The 22,500-nt window shown below is 60.2% G+C and carries 19 protein-coding genes; 5 read left to right on the plus strand and 14 right to left on the minus strand.

Features of this window, described 5'->3' with window-relative positions; genetic code table 11:
* Positions 1 to 50: 50 nt before the first annotated feature.
* The 9 genes from ubiB to L1071_RS00630 all read right to left on the minus strand — a co-directional run bounded on the left by ubiB (position 51) and on the right by L1071_RS00630 (position 10,552).
* Positions 51 to 1,673: a ubiquinone biosynthesis regulatory protein kinase UbiB gene (gene ubiB / locus L1071_RS00590; RefSeq protein ID WP_246967415.1), complete on the minus strand. Its 1,623-nt coding sequence runs from the start codon at positions 1,671 to 1,673 to the stop codon at positions 51 to 53.
* Entirely contained in the window at positions 1,670 to 2,320 is a 651-nt protein-coding gene (locus L1071_RS00595) for a ubiquinone biosynthesis accessory factor UbiJ (protein WP_246967418.1), read from the minus strand. Before L1071_RS00595 ends, ubiB begins: the two co-directional genes overlap by 4 nt.
* A 7-nt stretch (positions 2,321 to 2,327) precedes the next feature.
* On the minus strand, positions 2,328 to 3,074 hold the full coding sequence (gene ubiE, locus L1071_RS00600) for a bifunctional demethylmenaquinone methyltransferase/2-methoxy-6-polyprenyl-1,4-benzoquinol methylase UbiE (RefSeq protein ID WP_246967420.1): 747 nt from the start codon (positions 3,072 to 3,074) through the stop codon (positions 2,328 to 2,330).
* Positions 3,075 to 3,172: 98 nt separating this feature from the next.
* Complete coding sequence (locus L1071_RS00605) at positions 3,173 to 3,556, minus strand: gamma-butyrobetaine hydroxylase family protein (protein WP_246967422.1); 384 nt, start codon at positions 3,554 to 3,556, stop codon at positions 3,173 to 3,175.
* A 180-nt stretch (positions 3,557 to 3,736) separates the two neighbouring features.
* Positions 3,737 to 5,062: an ATP-dependent protease ATPase subunit HslU gene (hslU, locus tag L1071_RS00610; protein WP_246967424.1), complete on the minus strand. Its 1,326-nt coding sequence runs from the start codon at positions 5,060 to 5,062 to the stop codon at positions 3,737 to 3,739.
* A gap of 38 nt (positions 5,063 to 5,100) precedes the next feature.
* A complete protein-coding gene (gene hslV, locus L1071_RS00615) occupies positions 5,101 to 5,619 on the minus strand; it encodes an ATP-dependent protease subunit HslV (RefSeq protein ID WP_133695644.1) in 519 nt (172 codons plus the stop codon).
* A 151-nt stretch (positions 5,620 to 5,770) separates the two neighbouring features.
* Entirely contained in the window at positions 5,771 to 6,472 is a 702-nt protein-coding gene (locus tag L1071_RS00620) for an SPOR domain-containing protein (RefSeq protein ID WP_246967426.1), read from the minus strand.
* 2 nt (positions 6,473 to 6,474) lie between these two features.
* Positions 6,475 to 8,160, minus strand: a complete 1,686-nt coding sequence (gene argS / locus L1071_RS00625; RefSeq protein WP_246967428.1) for an arginine--tRNA ligase — start codon at positions 8,158 to 8,160, stop codon at positions 6,475 to 6,477.
* A gap of 169 nt (positions 8,161 to 8,329) precedes the next feature.
* The gene (locus L1071_RS00630) at positions 8,330 to 10,552 is read right to left on the minus strand and encodes a primosomal protein N' (protein WP_246967430.1); all 2,223 of its coding nucleotides are present in this window, start codon (positions 10,550 to 10,552) and stop codon (positions 8,330 to 8,332) included.
* 214 nt (positions 10,553 to 10,766) lie between these two features.
* Here L1071_RS00630 and rpmE point away from each other — a divergent pair, with 214 nt between their 5' ends.
* The 4 genes from rpmE (at position 10,767) to L1071_RS00650 (ending at position 14,049) form a co-directional block, all read left to right on the plus strand.
* A complete protein-coding gene (gene rpmE, locus L1071_RS00635) occupies positions 10,767 to 10,982 on the plus strand; it encodes a 50S ribosomal protein L31 (RefSeq protein ID WP_246967433.1) in 216 nt (71 codons plus the stop codon).
* Between the two features lie 315 nt (positions 10,983 to 11,297).
* Positions 11,298 to 12,146, plus strand: coding sequence for a glycosyltransferase family 2 protein (locus L1071_RS00640; protein WP_246967436.1), 849 nt, complete (start codon positions 11,298 to 11,300; stop codon positions 12,144 to 12,146).
* Positions 12,147 to 12,177: 31 nt separating this feature from the next.
* Positions 12,178 to 13,320, plus strand: a complete 1,143-nt coding sequence (locus tag L1071_RS00645; protein WP_246967439.1) for a glycosyltransferase — start codon at positions 12,178 to 12,180, stop codon at positions 13,318 to 13,320.
* Between the two features lie 36 nt (positions 13,321 to 13,356).
* A complete protein-coding gene (locus L1071_RS00650; protein WP_246967442.1) occupies positions 13,357 to 14,049 on the plus strand; it encodes a hypothetical protein in 693 nt (230 codons plus the stop codon).
* Positions 14,050 to 14,067: 18 nt separating this feature from the next.
* Here the strand turns inward: L1071_RS00650 and L1071_RS00655 are convergent, their stop codons facing one another.
* The 3 genes from L1071_RS00655 to L1071_RS00665 form a co-directional block, all read right to left on the minus strand.
* Positions 14,068 to 14,916, minus strand: a complete 849-nt coding sequence (locus L1071_RS00655) for a polysaccharide pyruvyl transferase family protein (RefSeq protein ID WP_246967445.1) — start codon at positions 14,914 to 14,916, stop codon at positions 14,068 to 14,070.
* A gap of 16 nt (positions 14,917 to 14,932) precedes the next feature.
* On the minus strand, positions 14,933 to 15,541 hold the full coding sequence (locus tag L1071_RS00660) for a hypothetical protein (RefSeq protein WP_246967448.1): 609 nt from the start codon (positions 15,539 to 15,541) through the stop codon (positions 14,933 to 14,935).
* A 153-nt stretch (positions 15,542 to 15,694) separates the two neighbouring features.
* On the minus strand, positions 15,695 to 16,960 hold the full coding sequence (locus L1071_RS00665) for a hypothetical protein (protein ID WP_246967451.1): 1,266 nt from the start codon (positions 16,958 to 16,960) through the stop codon (positions 15,695 to 15,697).
* Between the two features lie 731 nt (positions 16,961 to 17,691).
* On the opposite strand from L1071_RS00665, the gene L1071_RS00670 reads away from it, so the two are divergent.
* Positions 17,692 to 18,966 (plus strand): malic enzyme-like NAD(P)-binding protein, encoded by a 1,275-nt coding sequence (locus tag L1071_RS00670; protein WP_246967454.1) that lies wholly within the window; start codon positions 17,692 to 17,694, stop codon positions 18,964 to 18,966.
* A gap of 78 nt (positions 18,967 to 19,044) precedes the next feature.
* Here L1071_RS00670 and L1071_RS00675 read toward each other — a convergent pair whose 3' ends face one another.
* Positions 19,045 to 19,812, minus strand: a complete 768-nt coding sequence (locus L1071_RS00675; RefSeq protein WP_246967458.1) for a DUF481 domain-containing protein — start codon at positions 19,810 to 19,812, stop codon at positions 19,045 to 19,047.
* 92 nt (positions 19,813 to 19,904) lie between these two features.
* Positions 19,905 to 22,424 (minus strand): penicillin-binding protein 1A, encoded by a 2,520-nt coding sequence (locus tag L1071_RS00680; protein ID WP_246967461.1) that lies wholly within the window; start codon positions 22,422 to 22,424, stop codon positions 19,905 to 19,907.
* Positions 22,425 to 22,500: the final 76 nt, after the last annotated feature.

The following is a 22,500-nucleotide window of genomic DNA, read 5'->3' on the forward strand; positions in this document are numbered from 1 at the left end:
ATAGAGTAGTGAGTGGATGATAGCAGCAACATCGTGCGCTAGCAGCGACGTCAACGCCAAGCGATGAGTGCCAGCCCCAGTGTGGCAGCGACCAGCACCGGCCAGGGTTGGGTGTGCGCCCATTCCCAGAGTGGCTGCCAAGCTAGCGCCACGGCGATCAGTAAGGCGCCGAGGCGCAACCGCCGTGCGCGCGTTCCGGTACTGTGCCAACGCCGTTGCAAGGCATTGAGCGCCTCGGTTTGCTGGCGCTGCTGGCGGTGACTGTCTTCGCTGCGGGCGAGAGCCTGGTGAGCCAGCACTGGCAGCTCGGGCAACTGGCGCGAGAGTTCGGGTGCGTGCTTGGTCAAAGCATCCCAGAAGCCGCGAGGCCCGGCACGTTCTTTCATCCACTGTTCCAGGTAAGGCTTGGCGGTGCTCCACAAGTCCAGGTCCGGGTAAAGCTGGCGACCGAGCCCTTCGATATTGAGTAGCGTTTTCTGCAACAACACCAGCTGCGGCTGGACTTCCATATTGAAGCGCCGCGCGGTCTGGAACAGTCCCAACAGCACCTGGCCGAAGGAAATGTCCTTGAGTGGCTTTTCGAGAATCGGCTCGCAAACCGCGCGTATGGCCGCCGCGAACTCGTTGGCGCGCGTGTCCTCGCCGACCCAGCCCGATTCGATGTGCAACACGGCGACTTCGTAGTAGTCCTGGCGGAAGAAGGCGAGCAGGTTGCGGGCCAGGTAATCCTGGTCCTCGCGGGTCAGGCTGCCGACGATCCCGCAGTCGATGGCGATGTACTGCGGGTCGTGCGGATTGTCGGCGGACACGAAGATATTGCCGGGGTGCATGTCGGCATGGAAGAAATTATCGCGAAACACCTGGGTGAAGAAGATTTCCACACCGCGCTCGGCGAGTCGGCGCAAGTCGATGCCGGCCGCTTGCAAGGCGTCCATGTCGGCCACCGGAATGCCGTGGATACGCTCCTGGACCATCACCTGCTTGCGTGTCAGCGACCAGTGGATTGCCGGCACGTAAAGTAGCGGTGAATCGCGGAAGTTACGCTTGAGTTGCGAGGTGTTGGCCGCTTCCTTGTGCAGGTCCAATTCATCGAATAGCGTGGACTCGTAGTCGGCGACGACCTCGACAGGGCGTAGCCGCTTGGCTTCGGGAACCCGTTTGAGCAGGCGCGCGAAGGTATACAGCAGGCCAATGTCCTTGCGCATCACGCCATCGATGTTGGGGCGGATGATCTTGACCACTACGTCTTCGCCGCTGTGCAGGCGTGCGCCGTGGACCTGGGCGATGGAAGCCGAGGCGAGTGGCTCGCGGGTGAATTCGGCGAAGGCGGTATCGATATCCATGCCGAGCTCTTCCTCGACCAGCGCGCGGGCCTGCTCGCCGGGAAACGGCGGTACCTGATCCTGGAGACGCTTGAGTTCGTCGGCGATGTCCGGCGGTAGCAGGTCACGGCGGGTGGAGAGCATCTGGCCGAACTTGACGAAGATCGGACCCAGGGCTTCGAGCGCCAGGCGTAGGCGCTTGCCTCGGGTATGCGGGCCGGTGGGTAGCAAGCGCAGTGGCGAGAGCTTCATCGCCACGCGCAGTATGCCGGGGAGGCGCTCTGCGGGGATCAGGGTGTCGAGGCGAAAACGCGCGATCACCCAGGCGATACGAAACAGCCGCAAATTCACGACGCGTGCTCCTCCTGTCGGCGACGTTCGATCTCGCGAACCAGCCGGTCCAGGCGTGCCTCGAGTCGGTCGGTGGCCAAGCCCAGTTGCGTCAAATGCTCGCGAGCGATCTCCCATTGCGTGCGGCTGGGCAGTAGCCGTGCTTCCTCGGTCAAGTATTCATGCACGTCGCGTCGCAACTCGCCGCACGTGCGCAGGCCGAAGCGATTCAGGCGTCGCAAGCCTTGCGACAAGCTATGCGCGGGCATGTCGCCGAGCCAGTGCGCCAGTTCGGCTTCCCAGTCGATTTCCAGATCGCTGAGCAGCTGACTGGCGCGTTCCAGCACATGAGTACGCCCGCGCACCGATAGCCGTCCGGCAAACATCAATGCTTCGACGCGTTCGCCACTAAGCAGCGCGCCCAGGGTCTCGACGTCCAGTTCGACAACCACGTCGCTATCGGCCTCGTCGGGGTCGTGCTGGGCGAGCAGCGTAATGCCATGGGTGTCGAAGTGCACTAGCGCCGCCAGTGCCGGGCGTTCCAGACGCAGCGATATGCGCTGTCCGGCAAGCTGCGACAATCGCGAGGGCGAGGCGGGATCGTGTGCAAGAAGCCCGTTGATCAGCGTTTCCGCACTGGCCAGCAGGGTAGTGAACATCACCGGCATGACGGCCTCATAGTTTGATGCCACGGTGCAGGGCGACGACGCCCCCGGTCATGTTGGTGTACTCGACACGTTCGAGCCCGGCGTCTTCCATCATCGCCTTGAGGGTTTCCTGGTCGGGATGCATGCGAATCGATTCGGCCAGGTAGCGATAACTCTCGCCATCTTGGGCGACCCATTCGCCCATACGCGGCAAGACGCGGAAGGAATATTCATCATAGAGGCGCGACAGCGCGGCGCTCGCCGGCTTGGAAAATTCCAGGACCAGCAGGCGCCCCCCGGGCTTGAGCACGCGTGCCATGGAGCGCAGCGCGGCATCCTTGTCGGTGACGTTGCGCAGGCCGAAGGCGATAGTGATGCAGTCGAAGCTGTTGTCGGCGAAGGGCAGCGCTTCGGCATTGGCCTGCACGTATTCGACGTTGTCGCCGACGCCATTGTCGAGCAGCTTGTCGCGGCCCACACGCAGCATCGAGGCGTTGATGTCGGCGAGGACCACGCGTCCGCGGGGACCGACCAAGCGCGAGAACTTGAGCGCCAGGTCGCCGGTACCGCCGGCGATGTCGAGCACATGATGACCGGGGCGGACGCCGGCGCGCTCGAGGGTCAGGCGTTTCCAGAGGCGATGCACGCCGAACGACATGAGATCGTTCATGACATCATAGCGGGCGGCGACCGAATGGAAGACTTGCGCCACCCGGTCGGCTTTCTCCTCGACCGGAACTTCCTGATAACCGAAGTGGGTCGTGCGCTTGTCCATGACCTTTCCTTGGGCAGGCGTGGAGTGCCCGCGCGGTGCGTGGAAGTGGGGCTGCATTGTAACGTCGCCCCCGGCGTTTGTCGCCACGCCGGGGTGTCTTATAACTCCTTGATGGTGATGGTGGAAGGCTCGCGCGAGGCGCCGGCCTCCTCGAGGCGGTGCAGGTAATCGGCCCACCATTGCTCTTGATGGCAGGCCATTGCATAGAGGTAGTCCCAGCTGTACAGGCCGCTGTCATGGCCGTCGTCGAAGTGCAGCTTGAGGGCATAACGCCCGGCCTGGGTGATGTTCTTGAGGCCGACATCCTTCTTGCCCACCTGCAGGACAGCGGTATCCGGGCCGTGGCCGCGAACCTCGGCAGAAGGCGAGAACACGCGCAACAGCTCCGCCGGCAAGCGGTAGGATGTGCCATCGGCATAGCCGAGTTCGAGCTCGCGGGCCTGCTGATGGTAATGGATGCGCGTGGGAACGGGTGTGGACATAGGATCACCTTCGGTGAGCTTGACGCTGGAAGAACGCCGCTTCGCGGCTGGAAGCTTGAAGAAAAAGCCTTAACTCGAGTGTCGGGAGCGACATGCTGATTTCGAGCTTCGAGCTTCGAGCTTCGAGCTTCGAGCTTCGAGCTTCGAGCGGTTCGTCGCCCGAAGCTCGTAGCGCCTAGCTTAAAGAATATACCGCGACAGGTCTTCGTCGGTGGCCAATTCGCCGAGTTGCTCGTCGACATAGGCGGCATCGATGGTCAGCGGGCTGGCCATGTCACCTCCTTGGAAGGACGGCTCCTCGAGCAGGCGTTCCATCACCGTGTGCAGCCGCCGCGCGCCGATGTTCTCGGTGCCTTCGTTGACCTGCCAGGCGATCTCGGCGATGCGCGTGATGCCTTCATCGGTAAAGTTCACCTCCAAGCCATCGGTGGCCAGCAGCGCCTGGTATTGTCGGGTCAGCGCGGCGGACGGCTCGGTGAGGATGCGTTTGAAGTCATCCGGCGTCAGCGCTTGCAGCTCGACACGGATCGGCAGACGCCCTTGCAGTTCGGGGATCAAGTCCGACGGCTTGGAGAGGTGGAACGCCCCCGAGGCGATGAACAGGATATGGTCAGTGTTGACCATGCCGTGCTTGGTGGACACCGTCGACCCCTCGATCAGCGGCAGCAGGTCACGCTGCACGCCTTCGCGGGAGACATCGCCGCCGCTGCCCGAGTCACCGCGCTTGGCGACCTTGTCGATCTCGTCGAGGAAGACGATGCCGTTCTGCTCCACCGCCTCGATGGCGCGGTTCTTGATCTGTTCCTCGTTGACCAGCTTGGCGGCTTCTTCGTCGTGCAACAGGCGCCGAGCTTCCTCGACGGTTACGCGGCGTGATTCCGACTTCTGCTTGCCCATGTTGGAGAACATGCTTTGCAGCTGGCTGGTCATCTCTTCCATGCCCGGCGGCGCGGAGATATCGAAGTTGCCACCCTGAGGTGTGACCTCGATGTCGATCTCCTTGTCGTCGAGCTGGCCTTCACGCAGCTTCTTGCGGAAGGTCTGACGCGTCGAGGAGTCGTCGTGGGCATGGTCGTACTCGCTGCCGCGCGGCCGCGGCAGAAGCGCGTCGAGAATGCGCTCCTCGGTGGCGTCTTCTGCCTTGTGGGCGACTTCTTCCTTGGCCTGCTCGCGAACCATCTTCATGGCCATTTCGACCAGGTCGCGGACGATCGACTCGACGTCGCGGCCGACATAGCCCACTTCGGTGAACTTGGTCGCCTCGATCTTGATGAACGGCGCCCCGGCCAGCTTGGCCAGGCGACGGGCGATCTCGGTCTTGCCGACCCCGGTTGGACCGATCATCAGGATGTTCTTGGGCACCACCTCGCCGCGCAGGCTGTCGTCGAGTTGCATGCGGCGCCAGCGGTTGCGCAGGGCGATGGCCACCGAGCGCTTGGCTTCCTGCTGGCCGATGATGTACTGATCCAGTGCGTGGACGATCTCGCGGGGAGTCATCTGTGTCATGACGGAGCCCTATGCTGCCCGGGAGCGGTGAGCGTGGCTCACAGCTCCTCGAGGGTAATGTTTTGATTGGTGAAGACGCAGATATCGCCGGCGATTTCGAGCGACTTCTCGGTGATGGTGCGTGCGTCGAGGTCGGTGTTCTCGAGCAGGGCGCGTGCGGAGGCCTGGGCGTAGTGACCGCCGGAGCCGATGGCGATGATGCCGCGTTCGGGTTCGACGACATCGCCGTTACCGGTGAGGATCAGCGAGGCGTTCTTGTCGGCCACGGCGAGCATCGCTTCCAGGCGGCGCAGGGCGCGGTCGGTGCGCCATTCCTTGGAAAGCTCGACGGCGGCCTTGACCAGATGCCCTTGGTACTTATCCAACTGGGCCTCGAAGCGCTCGAACAATGTGAAGGCGTCAGCCGTGCCGCCGGCGAATCCGGCCAGCACCTTGCCATGGTGAATGCGGCGCACCTTGCTGGCGTTGCCTTTCATCACCGTGTTGCCGAGCGAAACCTGTCCATCGCCGGCGAGGGCGACATGTTCGCCGCGACGTACGGATACGATCGTGGTCATGGATGGGAACTCCTTGTGGGGTGTCGGGCACCCGATGACTTGATTGCCGAGGCGCCCGCGGCCCCTCAGGCGATAAAACGATGGCGACGAATGCCGATGCTCACGGTAATGCGGGCGGCTGTCGGGGAAATCAAGCCGCCCGGGTGCCCCTTCAATTCTGTAGCTTGATCAGCAATGGCTCGATGCCTTGCGTCACCATCAGGTCCTGGGCGCGCGTCAGCTCATTCGTGCTTTGGTAGGGGCCGACCTGCACGCGATGCCAGATTTCGTCGTTGGAGGTTTGCACTTCGGTGATCTTGGCGATCAGTCCAAGGTCCTGAAGTCGGCTCGCGAGGCGCTTGGCATCGGCGACCTTGCGAAACGAGGCCGCCTGCAGCATGTACTTGAGTCCATCGGCTGAAGGATTGGCGACCACCTCGTCAGCACGGTCGTCGCTCGCCTCCGCCGAACTCTCGCCGCCGTTGCTGGTGGGTAGTGCCGTGGTGTTATCCACCTTGGGGGCGATGACCTCCGATTCCGGCAACAAGGTATAGAACTCGAAGGTCGGCATGCGCGACTCGGAGGCCTCCTCGTTGGAGGTACCGGCCGATGAGGCGTCGCCGTCTTTACTGCCCGTCGAATCGCTGCCGGACGAGGCGCTATTGGAGGGCTTGGGCATGACTGTGGCGACCGGTTCCGGGGCCGACTGCTGGAGGTATTGAGCGAGCGCGAAGCCGACGATCAAGCCGGCCACGCCCCATAGCCATCCCGGGAGGCCCGCGCGCGATGATTTGGCCTGGCGCTTGCGGCTGGTAGCGCCGCGCGACGCGGCGCGGGCGTTACTCTTTCCTTGCTGGGCGGGGCGACGAGCCATGCTTACATCTCCTCGGGTGCGCTGACGCCCATCAGGTCGAGGCCGTTGCGCAGCACTTGGCGCGTGGCCAGGCCCAGCGCCATCCGGGGGTTACGCAATTCAGCGTCGTCGACCATGACCTTGACCGCGTTGTAGCAGGTGTGGAAATCGGAGGCCAGATCCATCAGGTACTGGGCGACCTGCTGTGGCTCGCGGGTCTGAGCCGCCCGTTCGACGACCTCTGGATAACGTGCCAGGCGGTTCATCAGCTCTTTTTCCTGCTCGGTATCGAGCCGACTCAGGTGTTGCATGCCCAGCGCATGATCGAACGCCTTGGCGTCGGCTTCGGCGCGACGCATCATGCTGCATACGCGCGCGTGGGCATACTGGATGTAGTAGACCGGGTTGTCGTTGGACTGCGAGCGAGCGAGGTCGATATCGAAGGTCAACTGCGAATCGGCACGCCGCGCGGCGAGGAAGAAACGGGTGGCATCGCGGCCCACTTCATCGATGAGATCGCGCAAGGTCACGTAGCTGCCGGCGCGCTTGGAGAGCTTGACCTCGACCCCGGAACGCGTGACCAGCACCATCTGATGCAGCACGTAGTCCGGCCAGCCTTGCGGGATGCCGGTTTCCAGCGCCTGCAGGCCGGCGCGTACCCGAGTGACCGTGGAGTGGTGATCGGCGCCCTGCTCGTTGATCACGGTGGTGAAGCCACGTTGCCATTTGTCGAGGTGGTAGGCGACGTCCGGCAGAAAATAGGTATAGCCGCCGTCTTTCTTGCGCATCACCCGGTCCTTGTCGTCACCGAAATCGGTGGTGCGCAGCCAGGTGGCGCCGTCCTCTTCATAGGTATGGCCGCCGTCGACGAGTGCTTTCACCGTGGCGTCCACCTTGCCGTCGTTGTACAGCGAGGATTCCAGGAAGTAGACATCGAAGGCGACACCAAATGCCTTGAGGTCGAGATCCTGCTCGCGACGCAGGTAGGCGACGGCGAAGTGCTGGATAGCCTCGAGATCCTCGGCATCGCCCTTGCCGGTGACTTCTCGATCATCGGCGGTAATCGTCTCGCCAGCCACATACGCCTTGGCGACATCGGCGATATAGGCGCCGCGATAGCCGTTCTCGGGCCACTCGGCGGCCTCTGGCGTGAGGCCTTTCACGCGGGCTTGCACCGAGAGGGCGAGATTGTGGATCTGGACGCCCGCGTCGTTGTAGTAGAACTCGCGGGTGACATCGTAGCCGGTGGCTTCCAGCAGCCGGCACAGGCAGTCGCCGATGGCGGCGCCACGTCCATGGCCGACGTGAAGCGGCCCGGTGGGATTGGCGGAGACGAATTCCACCTGCACCTGTTGGCCCTGACCGCTCAGGCTACGCCCGTAGGTATCGCCGGCATCCAGAATGCTGGGCACGACCTGAGCGACGGCGTCGGTGGCGGCGAAGAAGTTGATGAACCCGGGGCCGGCGATGTCGACCTGGCGTATGGCGGCGCTTTCCGGCAGCGCCGCGACCAGTGCCTCGGCCAGCTCGCGTGGCTTACGGCCGGCCGGTTTGGCGAGGGTCAGCGCGAGGTTGCTCGCGTAGTCGCCGTGGGCCTTGTCCTTGGTGGGCTCGACCTTGATGGCCAGCGGGGTGTCCTGGGGAAGAATGCCTTGCTGCTTGAGCTGCGTACCGGCCGCGTCGAGCAGTTCGATGATGGTGTCTTTCATGAAATTCCGATGTCCTGTGTCTGGCGCGCGACAGGCCGGCGAGCGCCAGGCTGCGCTAAGAGCGTTAAGGCCGCCTATTATCGGCGATTGGCCGACGCCTTTAAACCCAGCGACGCCATGTGTCTTGCGTTGCCGCTCGTGGCGGCGGTTGTGGGGGGCTGAAACCCCGTCAACTCAGCGTTTGTGGGTCGACATCCAGCGAGGCGCGTACGCGACGACTATCGGGATGATTGTCCAGCCATTGCACCAGCCAGGCGCACGCACGGTGTAGGGCGCTGCGCCGCGTGTCGGAGAGCATCAACTGCATGTGATAGCGATTCTGACGGCGTTCCATGGGCGCCGGTACCGGTCCCAGGCAGGTGACCGAGGTGTCCTGAGTGACGAGCCATTCGCGCAATGCCTCGGCGGCGGCGGTGGCGAATTCGGCGACGTGTTCCTCGCGCGCGGCTTCGAAGCGGGCAAGGGCCAGATGACGATAGGGCGGCAGGCCGGCCAGGCGACGTTCTTCCAGTAGTTGGCCAGCGAGTGCTTCGTAGCCGCTGTCGGCGAGCAAACGCAGGTTGGGGTCGTCGGGATGCAGGGTCTGGACCAGCACGCGTCCGGGATGCTCGGCGCGGCCAGCGCGGCCGGCGACCTGCACCAGTAGTTGGGCACTGTGCTCGAGGGCGCGGAAATCGCTGGCGTAGAGCCCGGCGTCGGCGTTGACCACGACCACCAGCGTGACATGCGGCAAGTGATGGCCCTTGGCGAGCATCTGGGTGCCGACCAGCAGGCTGGGCTCGCCGCGTCGAATCTCGCGCAGGATGTCCTCGAAGGCTTGCTTGCGCCGCGTGCTGTCGCGGTCGATGCGATGCACGGGCGTCTCGGGGAACAATGCCGCCAGCGTTTCCTCGGTGCGCTCGGTGCCGCTGCCCAGTGGGCGCAAATCGCCACTGTCGCATTCCGGGCAGGCATCGGGCAGCGGGCGGTGAAAGTCGCAATGATGACAGACCAATTCCTGGGGCTGGCGATGCAGCGTCATGCGAGCATCGCAATGCGGGCACTCGGCCATCCAGCCGCACGCGTGGCACGCCAGGGTAGGCGCGAAACCGCGCCGGTTGATGAAGACCAGCACTTGGTTGCCCGCGCTCAGGGTTTGCCGGACTGCCTCGATGGCAGGGGCGATCAAGCCGCCCTGGCGGTGGCGTCCGCGTAGGTCGGTCAGCTCCAGGCGCGCCGGAGCGTGGCGGTTGGCGCGTTGCGTCAGACGCAGGTGACGGTAGCGGCCGCTACGCGCCTGGGCGAGCGTCTCCAGTGCTGGTGTGGCGCTGCCCAGCACGATAGGGATGTTCTCGCGGTGGGCGCGGGCGATGGCCAGGTCGCGGGCGTGGTAGCGCAGGCCTTCCTGTTGCTTGAAGGAGCCATCGTGCTCCTCGTCGATGACGATCACCCCGGCCGCCGCCAGGGGAGTGAAGACCGCCGAGCGAGTGCCGATGACGATCGGCGCCCGGCCGCTGCGCGCGGCGTCCCAGGCATCCAGGCGTTCGAGATCGGTGAGCCCCGAATGCAGGGCGACCACGGGGACCCGAAAGCGTTGCCGGAAACGGGTCAGCGTTTGCGGTGTCAGGCCGATCTCCGGCACGAGCACCAGCGCCTGACGGCCTCGTGCGAGCACCGCCTCGATGAGTTGTAGATAGACTTCGGTCTTGCCGCTGCCGGTGACGCCATGCAGCAGGCACGGATGATAGCGTTCGAGGCCTTCATGAATCTCGGCGAGGACGCCTGCCTGCTCGCGGGTTAGCGGCAGCGAGGGTTCGGCGAGCCGTGAGCCGGATTCTTCCTCGGTGGCCGTCAGGCGTTCTTCGCGACACTCGACGAGATGTTTGGCCAGCAGGCCCTCCAACTGAGCGCGAGTGAAGCCTTGCGCGGTGACCGCGCGTGTCAGCAAGCCACGTGGGTGCTGGCGCAGCATCGCCAGCAGTTCGGCCTGGCGAGGCGCGCGTTCGAGCGTGTCGGTATCGCCGTCGCGCGCTATCCAGCGCTCCTGGTGGCGTGCCTGCAATGGCCGCCCCTGGCGTAAGGCGACGGGAAGTGCCTGGGCGATAGTGTCACCCAGCGGGTGTTGATAGTAGCGCGCGGTAAAGCGGCACAACCACCACCAGTCGTCGGGTAAGGGAGCGTCGTCGAGGCATGCCAGCACGGCCTTGAGCTGCGCGTCCGGAACGTCACTGTGCTCGGGGCACTCGACCACCACGCCGATGAGCTGGCGACGTCCGAACGGCACCTTGACGCGAAGCCCTGGGCGCCAGCCACAAGCGGGCACCTCGCGACAGGGGCGATAGTCGAACAGGCGTCGCAAGGGGGTGGGCAGGGCGACTCTGAGTAGGCGCGGCGTATGGTCGGTGCTCGACAAGAATCCTCCGAAAGGGTGGCGGCACATGGCGTTGCAGGCGTCACGCGTCTTTTCAGCGATATCACGGCACTGCTATAATGTTCGGCCCTTCGGCTGTGGGCCAGGCGAGTATCGTCCGGGTCGCATGCCGAATCAATCGGTTGCATCTTTATCAACCCGTGTGCGGTGCCTGGCATCGACCAGGTGGCGGCGCACCATAGCGTGAGGCAGCAAAATGAAACAAGCGATCCATCCCGAATACAAGAAGGTCTCCGCCACCTGTTCATGCGGCGCGACCTTCGAGCTGGGCTCCACCGCCAAAGACGACTTCTACCTGGATGTCTGCTCGCAGTGCCACCCGTTCTATACCGGCAAGCAGAAGCAGGCGACCACCGGTGGTCGTGTCGAGCGCTTCAACAAGCGTTTCGGTGCAGCGCTCAAGCGCGACTGAGCCAAGCAAGAGAACCGCTACGCCGGCGACGCGTCGGCGTTCGAAAAAACCCGCTGAAAATTGAACTGCCCCCGAAAGTTGGAGAGAGTATCCAACCTTCGGGGGCAGTTCACAGAGGGTGATTTAGCCTGTTTTATACTGGCTATATGCTTTCTTGATAGCCCGCTACAGCAAACCTCCCTGTACAGCCCGCCCTACTTCTCAGACCTTGAAGGCTGTATGATCCGGGTATTTCCCGACGGGCACCGGCCGACACCTGCACCTGCGTGTATACTGTGCCCTTGTTTTCAGACACAGCCGGATCGTCCTGGAACTATGCCTTCGAACAACGCAGCAACGCCCAAGGCCACGGGTGTGGTGATCACCACCTATAACTCGCCCGTATGGCTCAGTAAGGTACTGTCCGGCTATGAGAATCAGTCAGCTCGCGACTTCAGGGTAATAGTGGCGGATGACGGCTCTACCGACGAGACTTGCCAGCTGATCGACCATTTCCAGGTGCGGGGCATTCTCACCCTTGATCACGTGTGGCATGAGGATGACGGCTTCCGCAAGTGCCAGATCCTCAACAAGGCTATTCGTGAAACCGACTGTGACTACTTGATCTTTAGCGATGGCGACTGCATCCCCGAACCGGACTTCATCGCCACCCACCGTCAACTGGCGGAACCGGGCTATTTCCTCTCGGGTGGCTATATCAAACTCACCATGCCGGTATCGGAGATCATCACCGACGAGGATATCCGTAGTGGCGTTATCTTTGACCCAGCATGGCTGGTGGCTAACGGCCAACCGAAGAACCACAAGTGCTGGAAGCTCTCTCCCTCTTGGGCCTTTCGCAAACTGCTCAATACGTTGACTCCGGCGACCGCCAGTTGGAACGGCATGAACAGCTCAACCTGGACCCGAGACTTGGTGGCGGTGAACGGCTTCAATGAAGACATGCAGTACGGTGGTCTGGATCGGGAATTGGGCGAACGCTTGTGGAATTACGGTCACAAGTCGAAGCAAATCCGCTTCAGCACGGTTTGCCTTCACCTCGATCATGACCGTGGTTATGCCAAGCCGGAAATCAGGGCACGAAACAAAGCCATCCGCAAAGCAGTGAAAGAGAACCGATCCTACTGGGCCGTGAACGGAATTAAAAAGTATACCGCCACCTAAGCCTGAGGCGCCCGGCCAAGGAATCTGTCGAATGAGAACGCTGGTGATTATCCATAGCCTGAAGATGGGAGGCATGGAGCGGGTTGCCGTCAACTTGGCCGATGCTTTTGCCGATGAAGGGCATGAAAGCCACCTACTAGCCTGTCGCGATCGCCCCAACGACCTTAGCCCGGCGAACCCAGCCGTGCGCTTGCACTATTTCGACCAGTTTCAAGCCCTGATTAAATCAGTCATCGGTATTCCGGTTTTTCTGCTGTCTCGCTTGTTGCTCGGCGTATTGCTGCCGAAATCCCACTTTATGTGGGTGGGATGGCTCAGCGGCTGGCTCCTAAGGCAGCGCATCCACAAGCTGGAACAGCAATACGGGCGCTTTGACCGAATCATTTTCCGAGGTCTGGGCACTTTCAAGTATTTCTGGTCGTTCCAGGATGAGCGCTGCATCTATGTGCTGGAAAACGTCATCCATTACGACCGTCCGCTATGGCAGAAAAAACTGGAATGGAAACTGGTACTCCATGACCGCCACCTTGTCTGTGTGTCCTCTGGAGTCGAAGAGTCCGTCCGCGAGGCCTTTGCCAATGGCGGTATCACACCGAAAAGCCTGAGGGTCATCACCAACCCGTGCCCCGTTGACCACATCGGCGAGCTGGCTAGCGAGACCGACCCCGAAATACCCGACGAGCCTTATATCGTCAACGTAGCACGGCTGGTCCCACAGAAAGGCCATGCGCTGCTGATGGAAGCGTTTGCCGGCGCTGACATTCCCCACAAGCTGGCCATCGTAGGCGACGGCCCGTTGCGGCAGGAGCTGGAACAGAAAGCCCACGCGCTGGGCATTGCTGACCGAGTTATCTTTGCCGGTAAGCGCACCAACCCCTACCCTTGGATGAAGCAGGCTGACCTGTTCGTACTGGCCTCCGAATACGAGGGCCTGGGCATCGTGCTGACAGAGGCTCTGGCTTGCGGAACCCCCATCCTTTCTACCGACAGCCGGGGCGGGGTTAGGTTTGTCTTCCGAGGTGATCTCGAGCGTTATCTGACCCCGCCAACGGTAGAGGGGTTGAAGCAGGGGCTCGAAAGGACCGTGCGGTGTCTGCCAATCCATGTCCGGGAGGAGTGGCTAGCCCCTTTCAGCGGCCAGAAAATTACCACAGCGTTCCTGTCCGATTCTTGAGGGAGCGTGGGCTCACGAAGCGGCCAAAAGACAATCATGACCAGCATTAGTGTATTTAAAAAAGCACATCTTAAGCGCAAGACATTGTCGTTTGAGGGCGGTACCTTCTGCGTGAATCGGGGCGCATGGGCTTTCTACGTTCCAGAGTGTCAGTTGAAGATTCTGCATGCTGTCGACAGCTTTGTTCACTGTACACACAAATCTGCTCCTCGCCGAGATGCTCTGTTGAAACACAACCGGGGGCTAAAAAACGGCAACTACTTACTTGAGGACTGGCAGGCAGCATACCGCAAACCGGCACTGCTCCGGGTCGCTGAAAATTATATCGCTGCCAGACGATTGGCAGATCATGGATTGGGACCAAAGGTGAGTGGAATAGCGCTCATCCTTAATTTTTCCAGCTTTTATTCAGCAACTCCCTGCCTGACTGGCGGTATTTACACTGACAATCTTGCCAACTTCCCGGAAAAAGAACCAGCCACACTGCACGACCTTAACGCCGTTGGCGTCGCTCCGGATAAGATTCAAAGTTGTCTACGACAACAGATTCGCGGTTATGTGAGTGATCTCAACTCAGTTGTACCCGTGATGCCAGTAAATGCGGATGCCGAGGTGAGCGCTCTATATCAAGAACTTCAGGACATCGTCCTGAAGAACCAAGGTTTGATTCGCCATCACACATCGCTGCGTCGAGCCGCCGTGCAAAAATTCAAAGCGGCATTTCGATAACTGGGTTGAAAATCCCTCTTAATCTGCCGCCCCTCCAGCGATCGTGGCAATATTATCGAACATGCTTTCTATCCGCCCTACCGCGCCATCTGCAAAAACCTGGATCCGGTCGTCAAACAGTGCTGGTACATTGTCAAACGCCTGGGAGAAATTCGTGTAGCAGTACTCTGGTGCCCCCATATCCTGCATCAGCCCGGAAATTTTCCAGGTATTGGATTCCCAGCAAGAGAACGGGATACCCAGCACAGAGGCCGCTACCACGGCATGAAAACGCCCGATGCACAGGCGCTGGTAGGAACTGAGAGTGTGCAGGTAGTTAGCCACAGATGTATTGGGGCGGAAGCCATAGGCCTGTTTTTTTAACTGGATAGGTCCGATAGTCCTACGCTTCTTTAGCACACTGTCCGTCACACCCAAATCCTCGATTGGATCCGGTTTGACGAATGAGCGTAGCTGCATGGCGGCAAATATTACATCCGGCGTCACATCGCATTGCAGACCAAGCTGGCGTACTTCATCGGCACTTTGCGATTCTCTGGCCGAACGGTAGAGAAAACGATCTAGGGCTTCATTCCTTGGGTTTTCCTGGTATACGGCGTTCACAAGCACTGAGGGAAAACGGCGGGCTACATCCAGAAGGTGATTGCGCTTACCGTGATGGATCGACCCTTCACCGTTTACCACCACCAGGTCCACTTTCTCCAGCAGGGGCGCGATAGTATCCAGTTCGTAGTCTCGGGGAAATGCGTACTTCAGATCCAAGCCCGTTCGGGCAAACTGCTCGCGAAAGGTCTGACCAACGAGCAAGCAGCCAAAATGATCCTCGAAGAGGCTGGTATCGTTGATTAAGGCAACGGTTGGTCTCAACTTGTCCCTCGGTAGGTTAGGATTCACGGGATTCAGCACGGCGTAACAGTGGCAGTTTAGCCAGGGCGGACTTGTGGATGATTCCAAGTTGGGCCGGAAAACGCTTCTCCAACATCAATGCCATGGCAAAGCGATGGCAGCCGGCACCTGAAAACAGCGGCTCGCCATCCGGCCCTATATGCACTAGGATTCCGCCAATTTCACGAAAGTTACCGGGCTTCAGTTCGTTCCTTGGCGGCAGGCTACCACGCGCTTTCACATCGGCCCAGATTGAATCCAAGCTTTCAAAGCGTGTTACAATATCTTCCTTAGTGCACATCTCGTCAAGATAGCCTGTCGGTGAAGTGGTAATTCCTTCGAGCATGAATTCCAAGCCACCAGCCTCATCCCAGCTTTTTCCCTCCTGCCAATGCCTCAAGCAATACGTCAGTTTGGGGTGTTTACAGAGTGATTTCTCCAAATCTGATGGCCACGTTTCGACCACACGCCCGGATAATTGACGAACGCCGGTGCCTAGGCGCCGGGATAGATCTGCTGCCTCAATATAGCGTTTGCACTGGTCTGGATCGATCCACACGCGCTCGGCATAACGAGGAGCTTGCCGTCCGAACTTCAATCGATTCATCGTATCTATCCGGGATGCCCGGATTTTATATTTTAATGCCAACGTAACACCATCCCAACGGCCTTCAGCAGTTCGTTACTTACTCGTGGATCGAGATGAAAAAACATTCGATACTGCGGATGCAGCGCAGCCTTTAGTGAGTCCCTTTCGTCGTTATAACGCACCGGGCAATCCCTCATTCCCTGCTAGCACCTGCCTGCCAGACTCACCATGCGCACGTTGTAAATCCTTTACGTAGGCTTCAAGACCGTTTTCCATAATGGCTCCAAACCGAGCGTCGCCTTCTATTAAGCCGGACGCCCACAGCCTTTTAAGATAGTTGAATTGCATGAACGGATCATGTGTCTTGGAAAACGAGAAGCAGTAATTAACCGGTTTAGTGCCCGGACGCCAGTAGCCTTGGTAACGCCCCGCCGTCAGCATAAGATCAGAGTTGAATACCTTGACTTTCTTGGGCTCGAAACGGAAAAGATCTACCAGCGCGTTAGTGCCGGCATGAAACTCAGAATCCAGTAACAGCCATTGGGCATTCCTGACGATCCGCCCTTCGGAAGTGACTTTTTTGACCGCCCTGAACCCTTTAGCCTTGATAAAAACCGGGAACCTAAGGTTAGCCGGAAAGCCAGCATCGGAATGCTGGGCGATATATTTTGCCTGATCAATATTGTAGTAAGAAATATCGATTCGCCGACCCTGGGTCAGGGGATCACAGCCTTGCTCTCCACCACGATAATTGAATTTTGCGACCAAGTTAAAGCCATCAATTTCGGGGCCTGCCTCCACTGATGAGGCAACCGGGCCCACCATCGCAATAGAGCATCCTTTTGCGGCATCCAGCATCGACAACTCGGCGTGATGCTCCAGAGGAGACTGTCCAGGATAAGCTTCCACAAGAGTGGTCTTCGTCCTGCTACAAAGCAGATCACGCAGCCAGAATCCTTGAGCCAGTTTGTATTCAGATAGCTTAAGTCGCGCCAACCGCTCCAGCGCGGCTGTTGCCTCCTCGGTCTCCCCCGATTCAAGGGACACGGCCAAGGCGAGACATTGCGATCGTATGCCTCCCAACTTGGAAGAAGCTTCACGCTTAATCGCACCTTCCGCTTTATATCTCACCTGTAAGCCGAGTCGGAACAAGCCCGAGAACAGACATATCCGATACAGATCAAGCCAACGATCTGCTTCCAAAAGCTCGCTATTCAACGTCTCGGCAATTTCTAGAAGAACCTGCTCAGAAGACTCACCTCCGTCCGGATTAGTACTTGTTACATATCGGAAAAACTCTGGCCACCAAGCGTCGGGTAATGCTTTGAGAGATTCATTTCCAGTCCGAACCAGGCCACGGAATATCAAGCTCAGCGTCTGATCAGCACTGGTGCTTTGCTGAAAGGCACGGAGAAAATGACGGTAAAGTATAACCAAACGCTGCTCCCGGTTTCGGAGTGACTTTCGCCGCAACCTGTAAAAAAGCACGTCTGATAAAGCGATGGGAAAGTAGTTCATTGTCATAAATTTTGGGCTGCATGGGAGAATGGTTTTTAATAATGTCCGGGATGCTGTGCTCGATGGCTGCATGACATGAACAGGACTCGCCGAGGATGCCTCATACGTATCTTTTTATTTTAGGCGGCTGTCGGATCCCGGGTGATAAAATTAGTCTGTGCATTGCCAGTCCAGTAATTGGGTTCAAATCCGGCATTGTTAACCTTAGAACACCGGTAATTTATAACAAGTATTGGCTATCCTTGGTCCATGGAGATGTTGGACCGAATAGGCTGGAAAGGCCTTCAGTTTACCAACGCGCCTTGCAGGGCTCCACATTCGAAAATGAAAGTTTTTTTTGAAACAGACCGTAACTTCCCCAACCCCATCGCGTTCTCAGCCGGCTCTCGTCCTGCTGCTGCCGGCAGAGTGATGCAGGAAGGACAGTGGGAGCAATCTCACCTCTTGCCTGATTAGAGTCGAAAACGAGGCTCCGATAAGGTTTGTTTTATGCCTGATTGGCCAGGCATAAGATTCAACAAATGGCTGGTAATTGCTTCAAACGGTCGCTTAAAAGTCTTTAATGTCGCGAACTTGGCATAAGTTGTTTGGCGGAATATTTTTCTATATTCTGGCGATCATGCCTCCATGCAGACGATTGGAAAAAGCTCATGAGTGACGAAAAAAGACAGGCAGCGTTGGATTATCACGCCAAGCCGATTCCCGGTAAGCTATCCGTCGAATTGATCAAGCCCACCGAGACATCGAAACATCTATCCCTGGCGTATAGCCCCGGCGTCGCCGAGCCGTGTCGCGAGATCGCCAAGGACGTGGAAAACGCCTACCTGTATACCGGCAAGGGCAATCTGGTGGCCGTGGTCTCCGACGGTAGCGCGATCCTCGGCCTGGGCAATCTGGGGCCCTTGGCCAGCAAGCCGGTCATGGAAGGCAAGGGCGTGCTGTTCAAGCGCTTCGCGGGCATCAATTCCGTGGACATCGAGGTCGATGCCGAGAGTCCGCAGGCGTTCATCGATACCGTGGCACGCATCGCCGACACCTGGGGCGGCATCAATCTCGAGGATATCAAGGCGCCGGAGTGCTTCGAAATCGAGCAGGCGTTGATCGAGCAGTGCAATATTCCGGTCTTCCATGATGATCAACATGGCACGGCCATCGTCACGGCTGCGGGACTGCTCAATGCCCTGGATATTGCCGGTAAGCGCCTCGATGAGGCCAAGATTGTCTGTCTGGGCGCGGGCGCGGCGGCTATTGCCTGCATGAAGCTGCTGGTGTCGTGCGGCGCGCGCGCCGAACATATCTACATGCTCGATCGCAAAGGCGTGGTGCACAGCGAGCGTGACGATCTCAACCAGTACAAGGCGATGTTCGCCACCCAGACCTCGCGGCGTACGCTGGATGATGCTATCGACGGGGCCGACGTCTTCGTAGGGCTGTCCGGGCCCAATCTGCTCAAGCCCGAGCAGCTCGAGCGCATGGCGGTGAGTCCGGTGGTCTTTGCGTGCTCCAATCCCGACCCGGAGATTCATCCGGACGTCGCCAACGAGACCCGTGACGATGTGATCATGGCCACCGGGCGTTCCGACTATCCCAATCAGGTCAATAACGTGCTGGGCTTCCCCTTCATTTTCCGTGGGGCGCTGGACGTTCGCGCTACGCGTATCAATGAAGAAATGAAAGTGGCGGCCGTGCATGCCCTCAAGGATCTGGCGCGTGAGCCGGTGACCCGCGAGGTGCTGGATGGCTATGGCATCGAGTCGCTGGAGTTCGGGCGCGGTTACATCATTCCCACGCCGCTGGATTCCCGGCTGCTCGACAGGGTCGCCTCGGCGGTGGCGCAAGCCGCGGTAGATAGCGGCGTGGCGCGCAAACCCTATCCGGCGCATTATCCTCTGACCAGCATCAAGGACGTTTACGGGCCGCTATAGTGCGTGTCGTGAACAGCCATCATGATGTCGAAGGGCCGCTCCCGGAGCGGCCCTTTGTGGTTGTGGGGCTGGTTGGCGTCACCAACTGTAGAGCAGTGACATTGAGGTAGTACGGTCGGTGTTGGCTTCGGCGTCGTCCGGCGGATTCGTGTTGTTCTTGACCTCAAACGACATCTTGAGTGCCAAATGCGAATTGAGCTGGGAGGTCAGCGACGAAATCGAGCGCGTCGTGGTGTTGGGCTCGGCCGCTTCGACAGAAACTGCCTGCTCGAAGTAGGCGCCTTCCGAGATATTCCAGCGATAGTCGAGCGCCGCGTAAGCCAGGCCGAGATCCTCTTCCTTGCCGTCCTGGTAGGCGTCATGACGATAGCCAGGGCCGAATTCCGTCGACAGCGTATGCATCGGCCCGTCGAGCCACTGGCGGCCATAGCCGCCGATGGTGGTGAACTGGTAGTCGTAACCGCTAAAGCGGTCCTTTTCCCAGCGTCCGAAACCGAACAGATAGTGGGGGCCTTCCAGCTCATAACGCTCGCGGCCGCCCAGCAGGTACTGCTCGGTACTGGTTTCATCGTTTTCCTGAACGCTGCGCGTCTCGCCGCGCAGCGTATGTGTATGGCGACCCGTCAGCCAGGTGAGACGCCCCTTGGCGAGCAGCGTCCGGCTGTTGCTGTTCCCGGAGAGGCGCGTATAGCCGAGTTCGGCCTCGCCGCTCATCTTGGGGGCATCGTCCTGCGGCGCAGGCGGTGCGTAGAACAAGTCGGCGTGCACCGGGAGTGCGCCGCCGAGCAGCATGACGAGCGCTACTGATAATAACAATGACCATCGCGAGCCTCGCGACACGAGCATGATGAACTCCCTTTCAAAAACGGTTCTCGATCAGTGGTGTGGGAGCTGGCGCGCTCATGGGGTGGCCGTTGGGGCCACCCATGGGGAGTCGACTAGAAAATGGCATCGTAAGTGCCGGTGCCCTGGGAGCCGCTGCTATCTTCGAGTTCGGGCTGGATCGAACGCGGCTTATACCCGGGTAGATTGTCCTTGCGGAAGATTTCCTGGATGCCGCCCGATTGATCGTTGTGCAGGCGCAGCCCGGTCTCGGGGTCGATGCGGACCTTGACGATATCGTCGGGGCGCGAGGGCATGCTCTCGGGCTGGCCGCGAAGCGCCTGCCCCATGAATGACTTCCAGATCGGCAAGGCGGCTTGCGAGCCGTATTCCCCGGTCGTGGAATTGTCGTCCTTGCCGACCCAGACGGTGGCGACCAGGTCGTCGTTGAAGCCCGAGAACCAGGCGTCGCGTTGATCGTTGGTGGTGCCGGTCTTGCCGACGATATCGGGGCGGTTGAGATCCAGGGCGCCGCGTCCCGTGCCCTTTTCGATGACATCACGCATCATGTCGCGGATGATGTACATCTCTTCGGGGCTGGCCACGCGCTCGGCGACGCGGCGGGTTTCGCCATCGAGCACCACGGTCTTCTGGTCGGGATCACACTCCCGGCATGCCACCACGGGATTGGCCTCCTCGACCAATTCGTTCTGGCTGCCATGAGTGACCGACTGGATATACCACGGCGCGACCTTGAAGCCGCCGTTGGCCAACACGGCATAAGCATTGGCCATTTCCAGCGGTGTCAGTGATGCGCTGCCCAGGGCGAGCGATAGGCCATGCGGTAGCCGGCCCTTGGCGAAGCCGAAGTTCGTCAGGAATTCCAGCGTGTTATCCAGGCCTAGCGACTGCAGCACGCGAATCGTGACCAGGTTGCGCGACTGGTAGAGGCCGACACGCAAGCGCGTAGGGCCGCGGAATTCGCCCTCGGCATTTTCAGGGCGCCAGTCACCGCCGACATCGGACATGACCACCGGGGCGTCGTTGATGATCGTGGCGGCATTCATCCCGTTGTGCAGCGCGGCGAGATAGATGAAGGGCTTGAAGATCGACCCGGCCTGGCGTTGCGCCTGGATAGCGCGGTTGAACTTGCTCGACGAGAAGCTGAAGCCACCTTGCAGGCCGCGAATGGCGCCGGTCTGCGGGTCCATGATGACGATTGCCGACTGGGCCCCCGGCACCTGCGAGAGGCGCCAGTCGCCGTCGTCGGTACGCATGACACGAATCAGGTCGCCACGCTGGGCGATGGCCTCGGCGTTGGCGGGTGTCTCGCCGCGCCACTCGGCGCTGTGGTACGTACGCGCCCAATCGAGTCCGTCCCAGCCAAGCGTTACGACGCCATCGTCACGTGTCAGAACACGCATCTGGCGACCCTCGGTGTCCACGACGATACCTGGCTCGAGCGGGCCGTGACGGGGGGTACGGTCGAGTACCTTGACCCAGTTGCTGACATCTCCATCGACCCCTTCGACCGACTCCTCACTGCTCTTGGCGGCCTGGCGTGCGGTCTCCATGACCTCCGGGGATTCGGACAGCTCTTCTTCGAGCCCTTGGGAGTCCGTGCGGTCCTGGGCTTCCACCAGGCTGGAGGGAATCTCGGTTTCCTCGGCCCCGCGCCAGCCATGGCGAGTGTCGTAATCGATGAGCCCGTTGACCAACGCGTCGCGTGCGGAGGCCTGCAGGCGGCTGTCGATGGTCGTCTGGATCCGGTAGTTATCGGTGTAGGCGTTGTCGCCGAAGCGTTCCACGGCATATTGACGCGCCATTTCGGCGACGTATGGCGCATTGACCTCGTACTGCGAGCGTGGCCGATGCGCAGTGATCGGCGCCTTGACGGCGGCCTGGTACTGAATCGGGTCGATGGAGCCGAGTTCGCGCATGCGCAGCAACACCCAGTTGCGGCGAATCAACGAGCGCTCGGGATTATTCAGCGGGTTGAGCGCCGAGGGCGCCTTGGGCAGACCGGCGAGCATGGCCAGTTGCGGTAAGTCGAGCTCTGCGAGAGGTTTGTCGTAGTAGCCTTCGGCGGCCGCCCCGATGCCGTAAGCGGCATTCCCGAGATATATCTTGTTGACGTAGAGCTCGAGGATTTCCTGCTTGTCGAGCACTTGCTCCATTTGCAGCGACAGCAGGATCTCACGAATCTTGCGGGTGAAGGTGCGGTCCAGCGTCAACAGGTAGTTGCGCGCCACCTGCATGGTGATGGTGCTGCCCCCCGACTGAATGTTGCCGCTGGTGGCAAGCTCCATCGCCGCGCGTGCAAGCCCTTTGGGATCGATGCCGGGGTGTTCGAAGAAACTGGCATCCTCGGCGGCCAGCAGGGCATCGATGTAGGATTGGGGGATGTCATCGTAGCTGACCGGCATGCGCCGTTGATCGCCGAACTCGCCGATCAGCTTGTCGTCACGCGTGTAAACGCGTAGCGGTGTCTGCAGTTCGAAGTCCTGCAATTGACGAACATCGGGTAAGCCTGGGGCGAAATAGATACCGGCGCCGATGATGGCCAGTACGCAGCCCAGCCCCAAAGACACTATCAGCCATAGGATGGACGTTAACAAACGTTTGAAAAGCTTCATGAAAAGGCGTTTTCCGTCGTCTTGGGTGGCGGTCTGGCCGCAATGAATGGTGCAATCCGTTGCCATCGCCATTATA

The organism is Chromohalobacter sarecensis (assembly GCF_023061135.1).
In the GTDB taxonomy this organism is placed as follows: Bacteria; Pseudomonadota; Gammaproteobacteria; order Pseudomonadales; family Halomonadaceae; genus Chromohalobacter; species Chromohalobacter sarecensis.